General features: G+C 71.6%; 16 protein-coding genes. 4 read left to right on the top strand and 12 right to left on the bottom strand.

The features are described from left to right. Positions 1-135 precede the first annotated feature (135 nt). Positions 136-810 carry a DedA family protein gene (locus tag ACLQ29_RS14155; RefSeq protein WP_425772047.1) on the bottom strand — a complete coding sequence of 225 codons (675 nt, stop codon included), beginning with the start codon at positions 808-810 and terminating at the stop codon, positions 136-138. Between the two features lie 250 nt (positions 811-1,060). On the opposite strand from ACLQ29_RS14155, the gene ACLQ29_RS14160 reads away from it, so the two are divergent. Continuing rightward, positions 1,061-3,913, top strand: coding sequence for an aconitate hydratase (locus tag ACLQ29_RS14160; protein WP_425772048.1), 2,853 nt, complete (start codon positions 1,061-1,063; stop codon positions 3,911-3,913). A gap of 122 nt (positions 3,914-4,035) precedes the next feature. Here ACLQ29_RS14160 and ACLQ29_RS14165 read toward each other — a convergent pair whose 3' ends face one another. Both ACLQ29_RS14165 and ACLQ29_RS14170 read right to left on the bottom strand, forming a co-directional pair. Then, positions 4,036-4,281 carry a hypothetical protein gene (locus ACLQ29_RS14165; RefSeq protein WP_425772049.1) on the bottom strand — a complete coding sequence of 82 codons (246 nt, stop codon included), beginning with the start codon at positions 4,279-4,281 and terminating at the stop codon, positions 4,036-4,038. Positions 4,282-4,655: 374 nt separating this feature from the next. Next, the gene (locus tag ACLQ29_RS14170) at positions 4,656-5,081 is read right to left on the bottom strand and encodes a hypothetical protein (RefSeq protein ID WP_425772050.1); all 426 of its coding nucleotides are present in this window, start codon (positions 5,079-5,081) and stop codon (positions 4,656-4,658) included. Positions 5,082-5,195: 114 nt separating this feature from the next. Between ACLQ29_RS14170 and ACLQ29_RS14175 the strand changes: the two genes are divergently transcribed. Both ACLQ29_RS14175 and ACLQ29_RS14180 read left to right on the top strand, forming a co-directional pair. Further along, entirely contained in the window at positions 5,196-5,963 is a 768-nt protein-coding gene (locus ACLQ29_RS14175) for a Scr1 family TA system antitoxin-like transcriptional regulator (protein ID WP_425772051.1), read from the top strand. Then, complete coding sequence (locus ACLQ29_RS14180) at positions 5,954-6,142, top strand: DUF397 domain-containing protein (RefSeq protein WP_425772052.1); 189 nt, start codon at positions 5,954-5,956, stop codon at positions 6,140-6,142. The genes ACLQ29_RS14175 and ACLQ29_RS14180 overlap by 10 nt, the downstream gene beginning before the upstream one ends. A gap of 11 nt (positions 6,143-6,153) precedes the next feature. Here the strand turns inward: ACLQ29_RS14180 and ACLQ29_RS14185 are convergent, their stop codons facing one another. The 9 genes from ACLQ29_RS14185 to ACLQ29_RS14225 form a co-directional block, all read right to left on the bottom strand. After that, a complete protein-coding gene (locus tag ACLQ29_RS14185; protein WP_425772053.1) occupies positions 6,154-7,404 on the bottom strand; it encodes an RNA polymerase sigma factor in 1,251 nt (416 codons plus the stop codon). 5 nt (positions 7,405-7,409) lie between these two features. Continuing rightward, complete coding sequence (locus ACLQ29_RS14190) at positions 7,410-7,745, bottom strand: YciI family protein (protein WP_425772054.1); 336 nt, start codon at positions 7,743-7,745, stop codon at positions 7,410-7,412. Positions 7,746-7,830: 85 nt separating this feature from the next. Next, the gene (locus tag ACLQ29_RS14195) at positions 7,831-8,439 is read right to left on the bottom strand and encodes a GTP-binding protein (protein WP_393362877.1); all 609 of its coding nucleotides are present in this window, start codon (positions 8,437-8,439) and stop codon (positions 7,831-7,833) included. Further along, positions 8,420-8,806 carry a DUF742 domain-containing protein gene (locus ACLQ29_RS14200; protein WP_393362880.1) on the bottom strand — a complete coding sequence of 129 codons (387 nt, stop codon included), beginning with the start codon at positions 8,804-8,806 and terminating at the stop codon, positions 8,420-8,422. The genes ACLQ29_RS14195 and ACLQ29_RS14200 overlap by 20 nt, the downstream gene beginning before the upstream one ends. A 5-nt stretch (positions 8,807-8,811) precedes the next feature. After that, complete coding sequence (locus tag ACLQ29_RS14205; RefSeq protein WP_355032793.1) at positions 8,812-9,231, bottom strand: roadblock/LC7 domain-containing protein; 420 nt, start codon at positions 9,229-9,231, stop codon at positions 8,812-8,814. An 81-nt stretch (positions 9,232-9,312) separates the two neighbouring features. Next, complete coding sequence (locus tag ACLQ29_RS14210; protein ID WP_425772055.1) at positions 9,313-11,865, bottom strand: nitrate- and nitrite sensing domain-containing protein; 2,553 nt, start codon at positions 11,863-11,865, stop codon at positions 9,313-9,315. Between the two features lie 61 nt (positions 11,866-11,926). Then, positions 11,927-13,558: a prenyltransferase gene (locus ACLQ29_RS14215; RefSeq protein ID WP_425772056.1), complete on the bottom strand. Its 1,632-nt coding sequence runs from the start codon at positions 13,556-13,558 to the stop codon at positions 11,927-11,929. Next, positions 13,555-14,460 (bottom strand): terpene synthase family protein, encoded by a 906-nt coding sequence (locus ACLQ29_RS14220; protein ID WP_425772057.1) that lies wholly within the window; start codon positions 14,458-14,460, stop codon positions 13,555-13,557. The genes ACLQ29_RS14215 and ACLQ29_RS14220 overlap by 4 nt, the downstream gene beginning before the upstream one ends. A gap of 4 nt (positions 14,461-14,464) precedes the next feature. Beyond that, positions 14,465-15,847, bottom strand: coding sequence for a cytochrome P450 (locus ACLQ29_RS14225; RefSeq protein ID WP_425772058.1), 1,383 nt, complete (start codon positions 15,845-15,847; stop codon positions 14,465-14,467). A 358-nt stretch (positions 15,848-16,205) separates the two neighbouring features. On the opposite strand from ACLQ29_RS14225, the gene ACLQ29_RS14230 reads away from it, so the two are divergent. Further along, positions 16,206-16,454, top strand: coding sequence for a DUF2630 family protein (locus tag ACLQ29_RS14230; protein WP_357069883.1), 249 nt, complete (start codon positions 16,206-16,208; stop codon positions 16,452-16,454). Positions 16,455-16,493 lie beyond the last annotated feature (39 nt).

Consider the following 16,493-nt stretch of genomic DNA (forward strand, 5'->3'; position numbering starts at 1 on the left):
CCTACCAGATCAGCGTCGAGCACCTCGCCGACTGGATCGCCACCCGCGGCTACGCCACCAGCTGACACCCGCACACAGCACACACACCGAAGGGCCGGACCCCACCACGGGGCCCGGCCCTTCGGCGTACTCGAATCAGGGTTCCCGGCCCACGCGCGCCGGCTCAGCGCCCGCCGCCGGCTCGGCGATCGCCACGGGCTCGGCTGCCTCGATGCGGTGGGCTCGTCGGCGCAGCCACCAGGTGCTGCCGAGCCCGGCGAGCACCGCGAGGACCAGCCCGGCCCAGGAGATGTCCTTGAGCCAGTGCTCGGCCGCCCGGCCGACGCTGAACAGCAGGTAGGTGGTGCCGAACGCCCAGACCAGCCCGCCTGCGGCGTTGGCCACCAGGAACCGCCGGTACGGCACGTGCAGTGCCCCGGCGAGCGGGCCGGCCAGGATCCGCAGCAGCGCCACGAAGCGGCCGAAGAACACAGCCCAGACGCCGTAGCGGGCGAAGCTCTGTTCGGCCCGGACGAGTTGGGCGGGACCGAGATGACGGGGGAAGCGCCGGCCCAGCCGGGCCAGCAGTGGTCGACCACCGCGACGGCCGACCGCGTACCCGATGGAGTCGCCGACGATCGCTCCGGTGGCCGCGGCGGTGGCGACCCACTCCGGTTCGACCACGCCTGTGGCGGCGAGCAGTGCGGAGCTGACCAGGACGATCTCACCGGGCAGGGGGATGCCCATGCTCTCCACGCCGATGATGCCGCCGACCAGCAGGTAGACCGCGATCGGTGGCAGCGACACGAGCCAGTGCTGGACGTCGAACACGGTTGACCCCTTCTCCGACCGGGCCTCGAACCCTACCCGTGGCCGGCTGTCCCGGCAGGTCCCGCACAACCCGTAGACCGTCCTAGGAGGCTAGGGGTAAGGGTCGACCGGAGGTCGGCACTCGGGTTGCGCAAATAGCAAGACGGACGTACGGTTTTGTTGAGAGCGTAATCGGCGGTAAGTGTCACCTAACCTCGGCGGTACCCCGACCGGTGCGACAGACTGCTCAGGACTACTCACGGTCGCTGGTGTGAAGGAGTACGACGTGGCGAGCCTCGACACCTTCGGTGCGAAGACCCAGCTACGCGTCGGAGACGCGAGCTACGAGATTTTCAAGATTGACAAGGTGGACGGCCACGCGCGGCTGCCGTACAGCTTGAAGATCCTGCTGGAGAACCTGCTGCGGACCGAGGACGGCGCGAACATCACCGCCGACCACATCGAGCAGCTCGGCGCGTGGGACTCCACCGCCGCCCCGAGCGTCGAGATCCAGTTCACCCCGGCGCGGGTGCTCATGCAGGACTTCACCGGCGTTCCCTGCGTGGTCGACCTGGCCACCATGCGCGAGGCCGTGCGTGACCTGGGCGGCGACGCCAGCAAGGTCAACCCCCTCGCCCCGGCCGAGCTGGTCATCGACCACTCGGTGATCGCCGACCTGTTCGGTCGCGAGGACGCGTTCGCCCGCAACGTCGAGCTGGAGTACGAGCGCAACAAGGAGCGCTACCAGTTCCTGCGCTGGGGCCAGACCGCGTTCAACGAGTTCAAGGTCGTCCCGCCGGGCACCGGCATCGTGCACCAGGTGAACATCGAGTACCTGGCCCGCACCATCATGGAGCGCGGCGGCCAGGCGTACCCGGACACCGTTGTCGGCACCGACTCGCACACCACGATGGTCAACGGCCTGGGCGTGCTGGGCTGGGGCGTCGGCGGCATCGAGGCCGAGGCCGCGATGCTCGGCCAGCCGGTCAGCATGCTGATCCCCCGGGTGGTGGGCTTCAAGCTCTCCGGCGAGATGCCGGCCGGCACCACCGCCACCGACCTGGTGCTGACCATCACCGAGATGCTGCGCAAGCACGGCGTGGTCGGCAAGTTCGTCGAGTTCTACGGCCCCGGCGTGAGCGCCGTGCCGCTTGCCAACCGGGCCACCATCGGCAACATGTCCCCGGAGTACGGCTCCACCGTGGCGATCTTCCCGATCGACGCGGAGACGATCCGCTACCTGGAGCTGACCGGCCGCGACGCCGCGCAGGTCGCTCTCGTCGAGGCGTACGCCAAGGAGCAGGGCCTCTGGCACGACCCGAACCACGAGCCGGACTACTCGGAGCGCCTGGAGCTGGACCTCGGCACGATCGAGCCGTCGCTCGCCGGCCCGAAGCGCCCGCAGGACCGGGTACCGCTGGGCGCCGCCAAGACGCTGTTCCGCTCGGCGCTTACCGACTACGTGGCCGACGACTCCGCCGGTGAGCGCGACTTCAAGCCGGGCGTTCCCCGCGAGGAGCTGCCGCGCGGCGCCAACGGGCCGGCCGACCAGGCCAGCGCCGAGTCCTTCCCGGCCAGCGACCCGCCGGCCAACGAGTTCAGCGACCCGGCCGACGAGCCGCGCGACCTGGAGACCGCGGCGGTCGGCGCGGGCGGCCGGGCCAGCAAGCCGGTACGGGTCACCGGCGCCGACGGCGTCGAGTACGAGCTGGACCACGGCGCCGTGGTGATCGCCGCGATCACCTCCTGCACCAACACGTCCAACCCGCAGGTGATGATCGGCGCCGCGCTGCTGGCGCGCAACGCCGTCGACAAGGGCCTGACCCGCAAGCCGTGGGTGAAGACCACCCTGGCGCCGGGCTCGAAGGTCGTCATGGACTACTACGAGCGGGCCGGCCTCACGCCGTACCTGGACAAGCTCGGCTTCAACCTGGTCGGCTACGGCTGCACCACCTGCATCGGCAACTCGGGCCCGCTGCCCGAGGAGGTGTCCGCCGCGGTCAACGAGCACGACCTGTCGGTCGTCTCGGTGCTGTCGGGCAACCGCAACTTCGAGGGCCGGATCAACCCGGACGTCAAGATGAACTACCTGGCGTCCCCGCCGCTCGTGGTCGCGTACGCCCTCGCCGGCACGATGGACATCGACCTGGCCAACGAGCCGATCGGTGAGGACACCGAGGGCAACCCGGTCTACCTGCGCGAGATCTGGCCGAACAGCACCGAGATCCAGGACGTCATCGCCCAGGCGATCGGCGCGACCGGGTTCAGTGCCGCGTACGCCGATGTCTTCGCCGGCGACGAGCGGTGGCAGTCGCTGCCCACCCCGACCGGCGACACCTTCGCCTGGGAGAGCGACTCCACCTACGTGCGTAAGCCCCCGTACTTCGAGGGCATGCAGCAGGAGCCGAGCCCGGTCGTGGACATCGCCGGCGCCCGGGTGCTGGCCAAGCTGGGTGACTCGGTGACCACCGACCACATCTCGCCGGCCGGCGCGATCAAGGTCGACTCCCCGGCCGGCACGTACCTGGCCGAGCACGGCGTGCCGCGCCACGAGTTCAACTCGTACGGCTCCCGGCGGGGCAACCACGAGGTGATGATCCGGGGCACGTTCGCCAACATCCGGCTGCGCAACCAGTTGGTCCCCGGGGTGGAGGGTGGCTTCACCGTCAACCACCTCAGCGGCGAGCAGACCTCGATCTACGACGCCTCGGTGGCCTACCAGGAGGCCGGCATCCCGCTGGTCGTGCTGGCCGGCAAGGAGTACGGTTCCGGCTCGTCGCGGGACTGGGCTGCCAAGGGCACGATGCTGCTGGGCGTCCGGGCGGTCATCGCCGAGTCGTACGAGCGGATCCACCGCTCCAACCTGATCGGCATGGGCGTGCTGCCGTTGCAGTTCCCGGTGGACGTCACCGCCGAGTCGCTCGGTCTGACCGGCACCGAGACGTTCACCATCACCGGGGTGACCGCCATCAACGACGGGGACACCCCGCGCACCGTGCGGGTCAGCACCGACACCGGCGTGGAGTTCGACGCCGTGGTGCGGATCGACACCCCGGGTGAGGCGGACTACTACCGGCACGGCGGCATCCTGCAGTACGTGCTGCGCCGCATGATCGCCAACTGATCGCGTACGGCTGGTCGAAGGCCGCTCCCGCTCCGGCGGGGGCGGCCTTCGCCGTCCACGCCGAGAAAGGGCTCGCGGTCAGAGCGCCCGGAGTCGAACGGCTACCGCGTCATGCCGGTCGGTCACGCCGGCCCGCTCGGGATGTCCGGGAGCGCGAGGGAAGCCAGCCGTTGGTCGATCGCCGCATCCACCTGCCCCATCTCGTAGCCACGTAACCGCCGTCGCAGGCTGGCCCCCCGCAGCACGTCGCGCGCGGCAGCCCGGGACACCGCGCTGTCGATGGCCAGAGCCCTGTCGACCTCGGCGAAGAGACTCTCGACCGCACGCATGTCGTAACCGCGCAGAGCAGTTTCGAACGGCAGTTTCATGCGGCCACCTTATCGGTCGCCGGCCAGTGTCCAACGGGGATGCGCCGCATGATCGCCAACTGACGTACCGACGTCGGCGAAAGGGCCGCTTTCCGCGCTTGCGGGGAGCGGCCCTTTCGTTTCTCCTCGCTCTCGACTCGGCAGCGGCCTCCATCGGCCCAGTCGTGGCGGCGGGCCGCATCGGTTGTCGCCGCCTTCGGTGGGCAGCCCGGCCCGCCGCCCGGTTCCGGTTGCGTCCTTTGCTCTGCACCCGCCCGTGCACCACGAACGGTCCGTAACTGGCGCGTGGGCGGGTGCAGAGCAAAGGACACGAGGAGCACCGGCACCGTCGGCCTGGATGGCGCGAGGGGCGGGTCAGCAGTGCACGCCCCAGCTCAGCGCAGCCGTAGCGCCACCGCGCGGGCCTCCTCGTCGGTCAGCGGCAGGAACCAGAGGAAACGGCGCACGATGGCGACCGGATCGGGTCCGCCCGGCTGGCCGCGCAGGTCGCGGATCGCCCGGCGGGTGATCCGGGAGAACTCGGGGATCAGGGTCGCCCGGCGGGCGAAGTCCGTCGGGGTCGCTCGCAGCGCCGGGCAGGGCCAGTCCTGTCCGCAGGCGTCGCACGTCCACAGCGGACCGTCGGCGGTGTGCGCGACAGGCGGGCCGCACCGGGACCGCCAGCGTGCTTCGGGTACGACGTTCGCCGGGCGACCCGGGCCACGGTACGGGGGGTGCCGTGGCCCGGTCGGGCGGGTGAGGCTGGGCCGGACCGGTGGCGGACCGCCCGTCGGCTTCGGGTGGTGCTTGTCCTCGGGCATCCTGCGCTCCCTCCGCGGTGCTGTCTCCACAACACACTGCCGAGGGTTGCCAAGCGATCACACCGCGTAGAAGTATCTCCCCTTGACGTCTGGAACGTTCTGGGAGGTGTGGAGATGAATCGAGCCGTACAGGCGGCGATGGCCGAGAGGGGCCACACGGCGGACAGTCTCGCTGCGCGGATCGGTGTCGATCCGAAGACGGCGGCCAAGTGGGCGAGCACGGAACGAATTCCGCAGACGCGTCATCGCGCGCGGGTCGCCGAGCTGCTCGGTCGGGACGTCGACGACCTGTGGCCGGACGCGCTGAAGCGCCGGACGCCGGCCTGGTTCCGACACTGGGCCGAGATGGAGCGCGAGGCAGTGTCGCTGCGGTCGTTCCAGCTCGCATGGGTACCCGGCCTCCTTCAGACCAAGGCGTACGCGCTGGCCACGCTTGTCGGCGAGGCGTTCACGCCGGCCGAGGCCGACAATCTCGCCGAGGCGCGGCTGAGCCGGCAGGCGATCCTGCGCCGGGAGCGCCCGCCGCTGCTGATCGCGGTCCTCGACGAGGGAGTGCTCCGGCGCACCCTCGACGGCGACCGGGCCATGATGCGCGAGCAGTGCGAGAAGCTGGCCGAGCAGGCCACGTTGCCGAACGTGTCGCTGTTCGTCGTGCCGGCCGCCGCCGGCATGTATCCGGGCCTCGGTGGGCCGTTCACCATCGCGGAGATGCCGGACGGCGGGCGGGTCGCCCACGTCGACAGCCAGGCGCAGGCGCAGCTCATCGACAAGACCGCCGACCTTGCTAGCCTGGATCGACGGTGGGAGCGCATTCGCGACGCAGCGTTGTCGCGTGCGCAGTCCCTCAACCTCCTCAGAGAAGCGGCAGCATCATGGACCTGACCGGCGCTCGGTGGCGTAAGAGCAGCAAGAGTGGCAACAACGGCGGCGACTGCGTCGAGGTGGCCGACAACCTCGCGGGCGTCATCGGCGTACGTGACTCCAAGGACCCGGCCGGTCCGACGCTCGCCTTCGACCCGACGGCCTGGACCCGGTTCCTGGCGCTGGCCAAGCGCGGCTGACCCCACCCGTCCTAGCCGGCGAGTTCGGTGGCCCGGTCGAGCAGCGCGCGGCGTTCGGCGGCCGAGCCGACCGCCGCCGCGGCCTCCCGGAACAGGGTGGCCGCGCGCAGCCGGTCACCCTGGCGGGCCACCAGATCGGCCCGCACGGCCACGGCCAGCGGGTTGTCGTCCAGCCCTCCCCCGGCGTGTGCCGCGTCGAGCAGGTCCAACCCGGTGGCCGGGCCGTACGCGTAACCGTGGGCGACAGCGCGGTTGAGCGCGATCACCGGTGAGGGTCGGCTGCCGGCCAGCGCGTCGTAGGACCGAGCGATAGTCGGCCAGTCGGTGGCGTCGGCGGACGTCGCGGTGGCGTGGCAGGCGGCGATCCGCGCCTGCCACGCGTACGGCCCGTCGTGGCGTACCCGATCGAACGCGGCCAGGCCCTCGGCGATGCCGGCGCGGTCCCACCTGTCGCGGTCCTGCCGTTGCAGGGTGAGCAGGTTGCCGGCGGCGTCGCGGCGGGCGTCCCGGCGGGAGTGCTGGAACAGGACCAGCGCCAGCAGCGCGGTCACCTCGGACTGCTCCGGCATCAGCCGGTCGAGCAGCCGGGCCAGCCGGACCGCCTCCTCGGCGAACGCCGGCTCGCCGTCGGCGACGTAACCCCGGGTGAACAGCAGGTACAGCACGGCGAGGACGCCGGGCAGCCGCTCGGTGAGCGCCGGGCCGGTCGGTACCCGGTACGGGATGCCGGCCTGCGCGATGCGGGTCCGCGCCCGGGTCAGGCGTCGGGTCATCGTCGACTCGCTGACCAGCAGCAGTCGGGCGATGTCCGCGGTCGGCACGCCGCAGACGGTTCGCAACGTCAGCGCCACCCGGGCGTCCAGGGCCAGCGCCGGGTGGCAGCAGGTGAAGATCAGGCGCAGTCGGTCGTCCACCACGTCCTCCCGCACCTCGGGCTGCGCGTCGACGGGCGTGAGGAGGGCCAGGTCGTGCAGCTTGCGGCGCTCCACCGTGGCACGGCGCAGCACGTCGAGCGCGCGGTTGCGGGCCACGGTCATGAGCCAGCCACCCGGATTTGTCGGCACACCGTCACCGGGCCAGCGCTCCAGGGCGACGGCCAGCGCCTCCTGGGCGCAGTCCTCGGCCAACGCCCAGTCCCCGGTCACCCGGATCAGGGTCGCCACGATCCGGGGGTACGCCTCGACGCCGGCGGCGGCAACCGCCTCCGCCGCCGCGCCGGCCGGTTCCCGGGTACGCGCCGGCCGGCGCGGCGAGGTGGACAACCGCGTCAGTCGGTCAGGTCCGCGAACGGGCGCAACTCCAGTCGCCCCTGGCGGGCCATCGGGTGGGTACGGGCCACCTCGATCGCCTCGTCCAGGTCGGCGCAGTCGAGCAGGTCGAAGCCCACGATCACCTCCGTGGTCTCCGCGAACGGGCCCTCGGAGACGAGCAGCTCACCGTCGCGGACACGGACGGTGGTGGCCGCTGTCGTCGCCGCCAGAACGTTGCCGGTCAGGCGGCGGCCACGAGCGTCGTTCTCCGCCACCCACTTGTAGATGTCGGGTAGCTCGGTGGGGTCGGTGTCCGGCTCGGTGTCGCTGCACACGAACATCAGGTACTTCATCTGGTCGCTCCCTGGTTTCTCGGGGTTTCGCCAGCATGACGATCGGCCGACAGCGTTCCGGACACCCTCCCCCGAAAAACCTCTGTCAGTTTCCGTTGGCGCGGCGGCGGGCCTCACGGGTCTTCATGGCGTGCTCCATCAGCGTGACGAGCACCTCCTTGCTGGACTCGCGCTGCCGGGCGTCGCAGAGCAGCACCGGCACCCCCGGGTCCAGGTTCAGCGCGGCCTGCACCTCGTCGAGCCGGTACTGCCGGGAACCCGCGAAGCAGTTCACCGCCACCACGAAGGGTGTGCCCCGGCCCTCGAAGTAGTCGATCGACGGGAAGCAGTCGGCGAGGCGACGGGTGTCGGCAAGCACCACCGCGCCGATGGCGCCCAACGCCAACTCGTCCCAGACGAACCAGAACCGGTCCTGGCCGGGCGTGCCGAACAGGTACAGCACCAGGTCGTCGCTGATGGTGATCCGGCCGAAGTCCATGGCCACGGTGGTGGTGGTCTTACCCTCCACCCCGGACAGGTCGTCGATGCCGACCCCCGACTCCGTCAGCACCTCCTCGGTGCGCAACGGCCGGGTCTCGCTGACCGCACCGACCATGGTCGTCTTGCCCACGCCGAAGCCGCCAGCGACCAGAATCTTGATCGCGGTGGGCAGTGGGGTCGCTCCCGCCGGCCGGTCAGAGTGCCCGTAGTCCATTGATTACCGCCTCGAAGATGCTGTTGTCGGGAAGGCCGGCCGTGGTGTGCGGCTCGCGGACCTGGACGAGGCTGCGAGCCGCCAGGTCACCGAGGAGCACCCGGATGGTGCCCACCGGCAGATCGAGATGAGCGGCGATCTCGGCGACGGACTGTATGCGTTGGCACAGCCCGACGATCGCCAGGTGCTCCGGGCCGAGACCAACCTCCGGCGTCACCTCGGCTCGGGTCGCGGTGACCAGGGAGATCAGATCGAATGTGCCGGTGACCGGTCGGGCCCGCCCGCGCGTCACCGCGTACGGGCGCACCACCGGACCCGCATGGTCATCCACCCACTGATGGTCTGCGGACTCCCCCTGGACCGTCATCACCGCTACCTCTCGCCGGCCGGCTGCTCTGTGCGGGACGGCGACGCGACGTACTTGCCGACGCGGGTGACGAGCATCGCCATCTCGTAGGCGATCAGACCGACGTCGGCGTCCTCGCTGGCCAGCACCGCCAGGCAGGCGTTGCGGCCGGCCGCGGTGACGAACAGGAACGACGACTGCATCTCGATGATGGTCTGCTGCACCTGCCCGCCGCCGAAGCGCTTACCGGCGCCCCGGGCCAGGCTCTGGATGCCGGCCGCCATCGCGGCGAGGTGCTCGCCGTCGTCCCGGCTCAACCCCTGGGAGGAAGCCATCAGCAGACCGTCGGTGGAGAGCGCGACCGCGTGCTCGGCCTGCTTCACCCGGCCCACCAGGTCATCAAGTAACCACGTCAGGTCGGCACTCGAAGCCGTCTTCTGCGCCACTTCGTCGTCCTCTTCTCGCCCGGCTGTGCGCCGTTCTCGTATCGGGCTGACCGTCACACCGCGCGGAACACCAGCGCTCGGTCAGGTCGCTTTCGGGTCCTCGTCGGTCAGCTCGGGGGTTGACTCCGTTGGGGTGCCGGAGGCGCCGCCGAGCATTCGTGCCGCGTCGGTCCGACCACGCCGGGTGCCGGTCTGGTACGAGCTCATCATGCGGCGCACCTGCTCCGGCGGGCGTACCACGTCCTCGTCGTCGTCGGTCTCGCTGGCCGCCGGGTCGTCGCGCAACTCGGGGACGATGTTCGCCTGTCGGACGCGGACCGGCAGGCCCGAATCGGTCCGGGCCGCCTCGGCCTCGGGACCACCGTCGCTGGCCGCGTCCGGCGCGTCGCGGCTCTCGGTCGATCGTTTTCCGTCGACCGCGGGCAGGCCGGTGGGCACCGTGGGGGCCTCCAGGGCTTGCAGGCCCGGGACGCGCCGGGCTCGGACGGGAAGCTCGGAGCCGCCGGTGGTCGGGGCTGTCCGCTGCCGGGTGGGCAGGCCGCCGCCCTCGTCGGTCACGACCTCCGGGGTGGCGGAGTCGTCCGACACCGGTGCCGGCGGGGTCACCACGTCGGGGGTCTCGCGGGTGCTGGTCGTCGACGCGGTCGCCCCGACCGGCGCGAGGAGGGCGGGGCGGCCGCTGGTGCCGGACGGCCCCGACGGCAGCGGGATGGCCGAGCCGGAGCGGAGCTCGCCCGAGTCCTCCGGGTCGGCGGCGTCCTCGGTGACCAGTTCCAGTGGGATCAGGACGACCGCCGTGGTGCCGCCGTAAGCGGATTCCTTGAGCCGCACCCGTACGCCGTGCCGCTCGGTCAGCCGGCTCACCACGTAGAGCCCGAGGCGGGTGGCGTTGGCAAGGTTCAACTCGGACTGGTCGACGATGCGGTGGTTCGCCGCGGCCAGGTCCTCCTCGCTCATGCCGAGGCCCCGGTCCTCGATCTCGATGGCGAACCCGTTGGACACCACCTGGCCGCGAAGCTCGACAGTGGTGTGCGGCGGAGAGAACGAGAGCCCGTTCTCGATCAGCTCGGCGAGCAGGTGGATCATGTCGCCGACCGCGCGGCCCGCGAGCGAGACCCGGCCGAGCGGCAGCACGTTGACGCGGGTGTAGTCCTCCACCTCGGCCACGGCGCCGCGCACCACGTCGACCATCGGGACGTTGCGCCGCCAGGCCCGACCGGGGGTGGAGCCGGAGAGCACGATCAGGTTCTCCGCGTTGCGCCGCATCCGGGTGGCGAGGTGGTCGACCCGGAAGAGGTCCTCCAACTCGTCCGCGTCGTGTTCGCGGCGCTCCATCGCGTCCAGCAGGGTGAGCTGGCGGTGCACGAGTGCCTGGGTGCGGCGGGCCAGGCTGAGGAAGACCTCGCGGACGTTGCGACGCAGGTCGGCCTGCTGGACCGCGGTGCGCAGGGCGGTCTCCTGGACGGCGTTGAACGCCTTGCCGACCTGGCCGATCTCGTCGGTGCCGAACTCCAGCGGAGGCGCCTCGGTGGCCAGGTCGACCTCCTCGCCACGCCCGAGCCGCTCCACGACGCGCGGCAGCCGCTCGTCGGCGAGCTGCCAGGCGGCGTCGCGCAGTCGGCCCAACTGGCGCAGCAGGGTCCGTGCCGTGGTGATCGAGACGACGATGGAGGCGATGACGGCGAGCAGACCCAGACCGGCGGCGAGCACCAGCCGGACGACGACCCAGATCGCCACCGGGGTGGCCCGCTTCACCAGCGCGTCACCACCGGCGAGAACTGCGGACTCCTGCTCCTCGAGGGCGGGGGCCATCGCGGCCTGCCAGGCATCGGCCTCGACCGGCAGCGGCGCGTTCGGGCGCCCGCTGACGACCATCCTGTCCTCGATGGCGCGGAGCCGGGTGAAGGCCTGACCCTCGGTCATCGTGACGTACCGTTGCCGGTCGGCGTCGGGCAACTCGGCCACGGCCTCGGCGACGAGGAACCGTTGCGCGCCAACCAGGTGCGCGAACTGGGCGTACTCCTGGGCATTGATCCGACCGGCAGCCGCCATGCCGGCGAAGAGGGCGTCCTCCTGCGACATCAACTCCCGCACCCGCACCAACTGGGTGAGGGTGAGGGTGTCCTTGGCGATCTCCGGGTCGTCGAGCTGGCCCAGGGCCGCGTACACCCGGAAGAGCGAGTCGAGAACCCCGGTGTACGCGGCGGCCGCGCCGGCCCGGTCCACCGAGCCGGCGACGACTGCCTCACGCATCGGGCCGAGCGCGTCCAACCGGGTGGCCACCTGGTCGATCCGCGAGACCAGTTCGTCGCTCGAGGCGAGTTCCGCGCGCCAGTTGCGGGCCGCCTTGGTGAAGGCGGCGGCCTCCTCGTCGGTGCGCTGCTGCTGACCCTTCAACTGCTGCGCCAGCTCCGGGTTGGGCCGCCCGAGATAGGCCACCGACATCCGACGCTCCTGCTGGAGCTCGCTGCGCAGCGCCTCACTGGGCTCGGCGACCTGCGCGTCGAGCGTCTGCACACCGAGCACGTTGAGACCGTCGCGCAGGGTCACCCAGGCTGCGAACGCCCAGAGCGCGGCGAGCGAGAGCAGCAGGGCCACAACCTTGGTGCGCAAACTTGCACTGCGGGAAGCCATCCCACCCGTCCCTCGCCCGTTTCGTTTGGCTGAATGAGCCCAGCCCCCGGCCCGGCGCACGCTAGCAGTGTCCGGAATTTGACTCAAGCGCCGCAGACCAGCGGCCCGCCGCCGTCTGGGCGGAGCCGTTCAGCCGTGCTGTGGCCGACGCCTGGGCGGCAGCCACTGCCGCTCGTACGATCAGTGTCGGATGGTAGAGATCCTTGTCATGCCACAGTGGAGGGACCCCGCCCGCATCCTGCATTGTGGACAGTCGACGGGCCGCGACCGCCACCGCGGCGTCGACCCGGGGCGACGGTGACCCCGCCAGCACCACGAGCAGGCCGTAGGCGGTCTCCTCCGCAGTGCCTCGCCATCGCCCCCAGGCACCATCCGCCCGTTGGCTGTCGAGCACCCAGGCGACGGCGCGCTGGACGGCCGGACGGGCCGCCGGACCGCCGTGCTCCCGCAGCGCGAGCACCACGCAGTAGGTGGCGTAGTACGGCGAGGCGTGCCACCGGTCCGACCAGTGACCGTCGGCCTGTTGCCTGTCGATCAGCCAGCCGGTGAGCCGCCGCGACACCGCCGCGGCGGAGGGGTCGTCGTCGCCGAGGCACCGGCCGATGGCGTCCAGCACATGGGCGTTCGTGGTCACCGACGAGCCGTCCTCACCCTGCCAGGTGCAGAAGTGCTCCCCCGTGTCGTACCCGCTCAGGCAGGCCGGGTCGGTCGGGCGGCCCAGGAGGGCCAACGCGTACAGGGTCACCGCGGTCGTGTCGGCGTCCATGGGCAGACCCGGCCCGGTGGCCGCGCCCCCCGGCCCGAGCGCGTCGTGCAGCCCGTCGGCCAGTTCGGGGGGCACCACCGGGAGCACGCCAGCGCGCGCCAGCGTGCTCAGCACCCACGCGCGCTCGAACACGGTGATCGGGGTGGCACACGGCACCGCGCCGCCGTGCTCGGTCATTGCCTGGGTCAGGTAACCCAGCGCGGCGGGTTGCGTCTCGTCCGGGCCGCCGAGCCACGCGGCGGTGGCAGCCGGGGAGGCGCCGACCGCTCCCGCGGTGGTGGCGGTGACACCTGTCAGATGCCGCGCCGCCGGGCCGAGGACCTCCAACGCGTGCAGCAGCTTGGGCGGCATCGGCCGGCCGGACGCGGCGAGCGCGCGTATCCGGTCGAGCCGTCGCCGATCCATGCCGACGGGCATCGGCGGCGGGCCGGCGCCGCGCCACCCGGCCAACCGCGGGGGCGGGTCGACGAGGTGGTCGGCGATCCGCTCGACAAGTGCCGGCACGATCAGGTCCACGGCCGGCAGGTCCGGCACGGGACAGGTGGCTGGACCGGCCACCCGGTCGAACAACAGCCGTAGCGCACGGTCGACGGCGTCGTCCACGGCGTCCGGGGACCAGCCCGCCGGCTCGTCGCGCGGCGAAACGGCGAGCAACCCCTCCACCGCGCTCAGGGTGGGCACCAGGGCGTAGCCGTCCGGCCCGCCCCAGCCGCCGTCCGGGCTCTGTGCGGCCAACAGGTACCGGATCCGGTCGGCGTGTCTCGGCAGCCACGGGGCCAGGGAAACCAGCCGGGCGGTCTCGTACGGCGAAGCGGAGGTACGGCCGGACGGATGCCGCCACAACTCCGCGACCAGCTCGTCGACGACGGACGTCGACCCGGGGGCGGGCGCCACACCGGCGTCCCGGGCCAGCGCCTCAGCGCTCACGAGACGCCCCAGAAGTCGGTGCTCCGATAGAAGCCGGTGGTGTAGCCGAGCTGTCGGGCCAGGTACGCGGCCTCCCGTGGGCAGTCGGCACGCAACTCGTCGATCAGGTCGGTCGCCTGCCCGACCAGGCGCGTCAGGTCCTGCTCCACCACCGACCGGTCGTCCACGAGCATTATCGCGTTCAGATCGCCCCAGCGGAGGTCCCGCTCGTAGGTGCTCAGGTCGTTGACCAGCCGAAGGGCGCGCTGCACCGCGTCACTGGCGACCACCAGCCGGTCCAGCCGAGCGGGCGTGTCCGCCCCGCCGGTCCGAATCCAGTGCGCGACGTTGACGACGGTGCAGGCCAGGTTGTCGGCGTTGCCCAGGTATTCGGCGAGGGTGGGCGGCGGCCGGAGATGGTCGCGTACTCCCGCTTTCCAGTGCCACTCCCGCCGCATCGCCGCCAGGGTCCGCTCGACCGCCGCCAGCCAGGCCCCGCCCAGCGTGGCGAACGCCGGCACGGCCGCCAGGTCGGCGCGGAGACCGGCGAGGAACTGACCCAACGGGTCGGTCGTCGCCGCGGGCGCGCCGTCGGCGACGAGGAGCTGCCCCTGGACCAGCCGGTCGAGCTCGGCGGCGGAGGTGGCCAGCCGGTCCACCTGCCAGTCCAGTGCGAAACCCCAGAGCACCGCCCGGTTGGTCAGTCGCAGCTCGGCGGCGTCACACCAGGGTGCGCTGAACGCGATGGCCAGCGCGATGCTGCTGGTCAGGGTGGCGTCGAAGGGCCCCTCGGCGGCGAAGAGGGCCGGGTGGGCCGCCAGGCCGCGCTGCAGGTCACGGTGGCCCTGCGCGGCGAGGGCGCAGACGCGCCCGTGGTCGGCGGCCTGCCGCAGTTCGTCGGCGACCGTGACGAGTTGTGGCACCCCGCTACGCCAGGGCCGGTTGCCGGTGTGGGGTGAGCAGCAACGGCACCCGCTCCTTGGGTCGCAGCGACGCGGCGAGCTGGGGCGTCGGCATCCCGGGCGTGCAGAGCCGGTACCGGAATCGGCTGAGCAGGGTCGCCACGATCAACGGCGCCTCGAGCTGGAAGAGGTACTGGCCGATGCACTGGTGGGCGCCGCCACCGAACGGGTAGTACGCGTAGCGGTGCGCGCGCTTGGGTGCGCCGGGGGCGAAGCGTTCCGGGTCGAAGACCGCCGGCCGGTCCCAGAACCGGGCCAGCCGTTGGGTCACGTACGGGCTCAGGACGATGGTGCCGCCGGCCTTGATCTGGGTGCCGCCGATGACGTCGTCGGCGATCGCGGTCCGGGGCACCAGCCAGCCGGACGGGTAGGCGCGAACCAGCTCGTCGAGCACCATCCGCGTGTAGCGCAGCTCGCCGAGCTGCTCGCGACTGATCACCTCGCCGGGGCCGACCACCCGATCGATCTCCTCGTAGAGGCGCGCGGCGACGTCCGGCAGTTGCTCCAGCAGCGGGAAGAGCCAGGTGAGCACGACGTAGGTGGTCTCGGTGGTGGTGGCGAACATCGACACCAGATCGTCGCGGACCCGCTGCTCGTCGAGCTTGTGGCCCTGGGCGTCCCGGGCCCGGGCGAGCGAGGCGACGATGTCGTCGCCCCCGTCGTCGCGGGCTCGCTCGGCGCGGACCAGGGGCAGCAGGATGTCGTCGATGTTCTGCACGGCCCGCCGGAAGGCGCGGTCACCGGGCATCGGCACGGCGTCCGGCATGAACGGGGTGAGCAGCCGGAAGCGCAGCGCGGTCGCCACGGTGTCCTGTTCGGCCACGACCCGCACACCGTCGGCGACGGGAATCTTGTCGCCGAAGAAGACCCGGATGACCGCCTTGCAGATGATCCGGGAGATCTCGCTGGCCGCGTCGACAGGTACGCCGTCGCGCGCCGGGACGGCCAGCTCGTCGACCGCGTCGCTGATCGCCCGGCTCAGGTCGTCGACCGCCGCGTCGATCCGCTTGGCGGTGAAGTGTGGCTGGAGCCGGCGGCGACTCGCCTCCCAGTGCGGGCCCTCGGAGAGGATCCCGTCACCGGCGAGCTTCTTGACCGACTTCCACATCATGCTGTCGCCGGCCCGGGTGTAGTTGGCGGCGTTGTCGCGCAGCACATGCTGGACGTGTGCGGGCTCGGCGACCAGGTACGGGCGGATGGTGCCCAGGTTGAGCTGGACGATCTGCCCGGGCGACGCGTCGGCGAGCCCGACCAGCGTGCCCAGTGGGTCACGGAGCAACCCGGGCAGCGTGCGTCGCAGGGTGGCGACGTGTGGCGCGCGGCGTGCCGGGATGGTCGAGTCAGTCATCTTTCACCTGCGCGGATCCGTCCTGTCGGTGGCACTGCGGGTTGCGCTGAGTGCTGCCTCGGCAAAGGCGCGTGACCATGCGAGAGAGCATCGCATTCACGAAACGGCTTCACCAGCACGCTGACCGGGAGGTTCTCGCCCCGGTCGGGCGGTGCCCGCCCCTGACCCGGGCCGTCTCGGCCGATCCCGCAGGTAGCACCTCCACCACGACCAATGTGTGAAGTCGCCAAAACTGAGCGTGAAAATTGCCACATTGACGTGTAGCTCTTGGTGTGGTGGGGATCACCGATCGTGGCGCGGCACCCCGCAGGGGTACGAATCCAGGCGCGTCGGGAGGGGCTGTGCCAGGCTCAGGAGCATGGACGACAAGACCATCCTGAACCGGATCACCGAGCTGGTCGACGAGGAACACAAGCTGCGGGCGGACGCCCAGGCCCACGAGTCGGGCACCGAGGGCGAGACCAGCGAGCGGCTGCGCGCCCTGGAGGAGTCCCTCGACCAGTGTTGGGACCTCCTGCGCCGCAGGCGGGCCGCCCGAGACACCCACGGCGACCCGGACGCGCAGGGCGAGCGACCCAAGCCCGAGGTGGAGCGCTACCTCCAGTAACCCCCGGCGGGTCGGGCGGCGGGGCCGCCCGACCCGCTC

Source organism: Micromonospora sp. DT228 (assembly GCF_049841595.1).
Taxonomy (GTDB): Bacteria; Actinomycetota; Actinomycetes; order Mycobacteriales; family Micromonosporaceae; genus Micromonospora.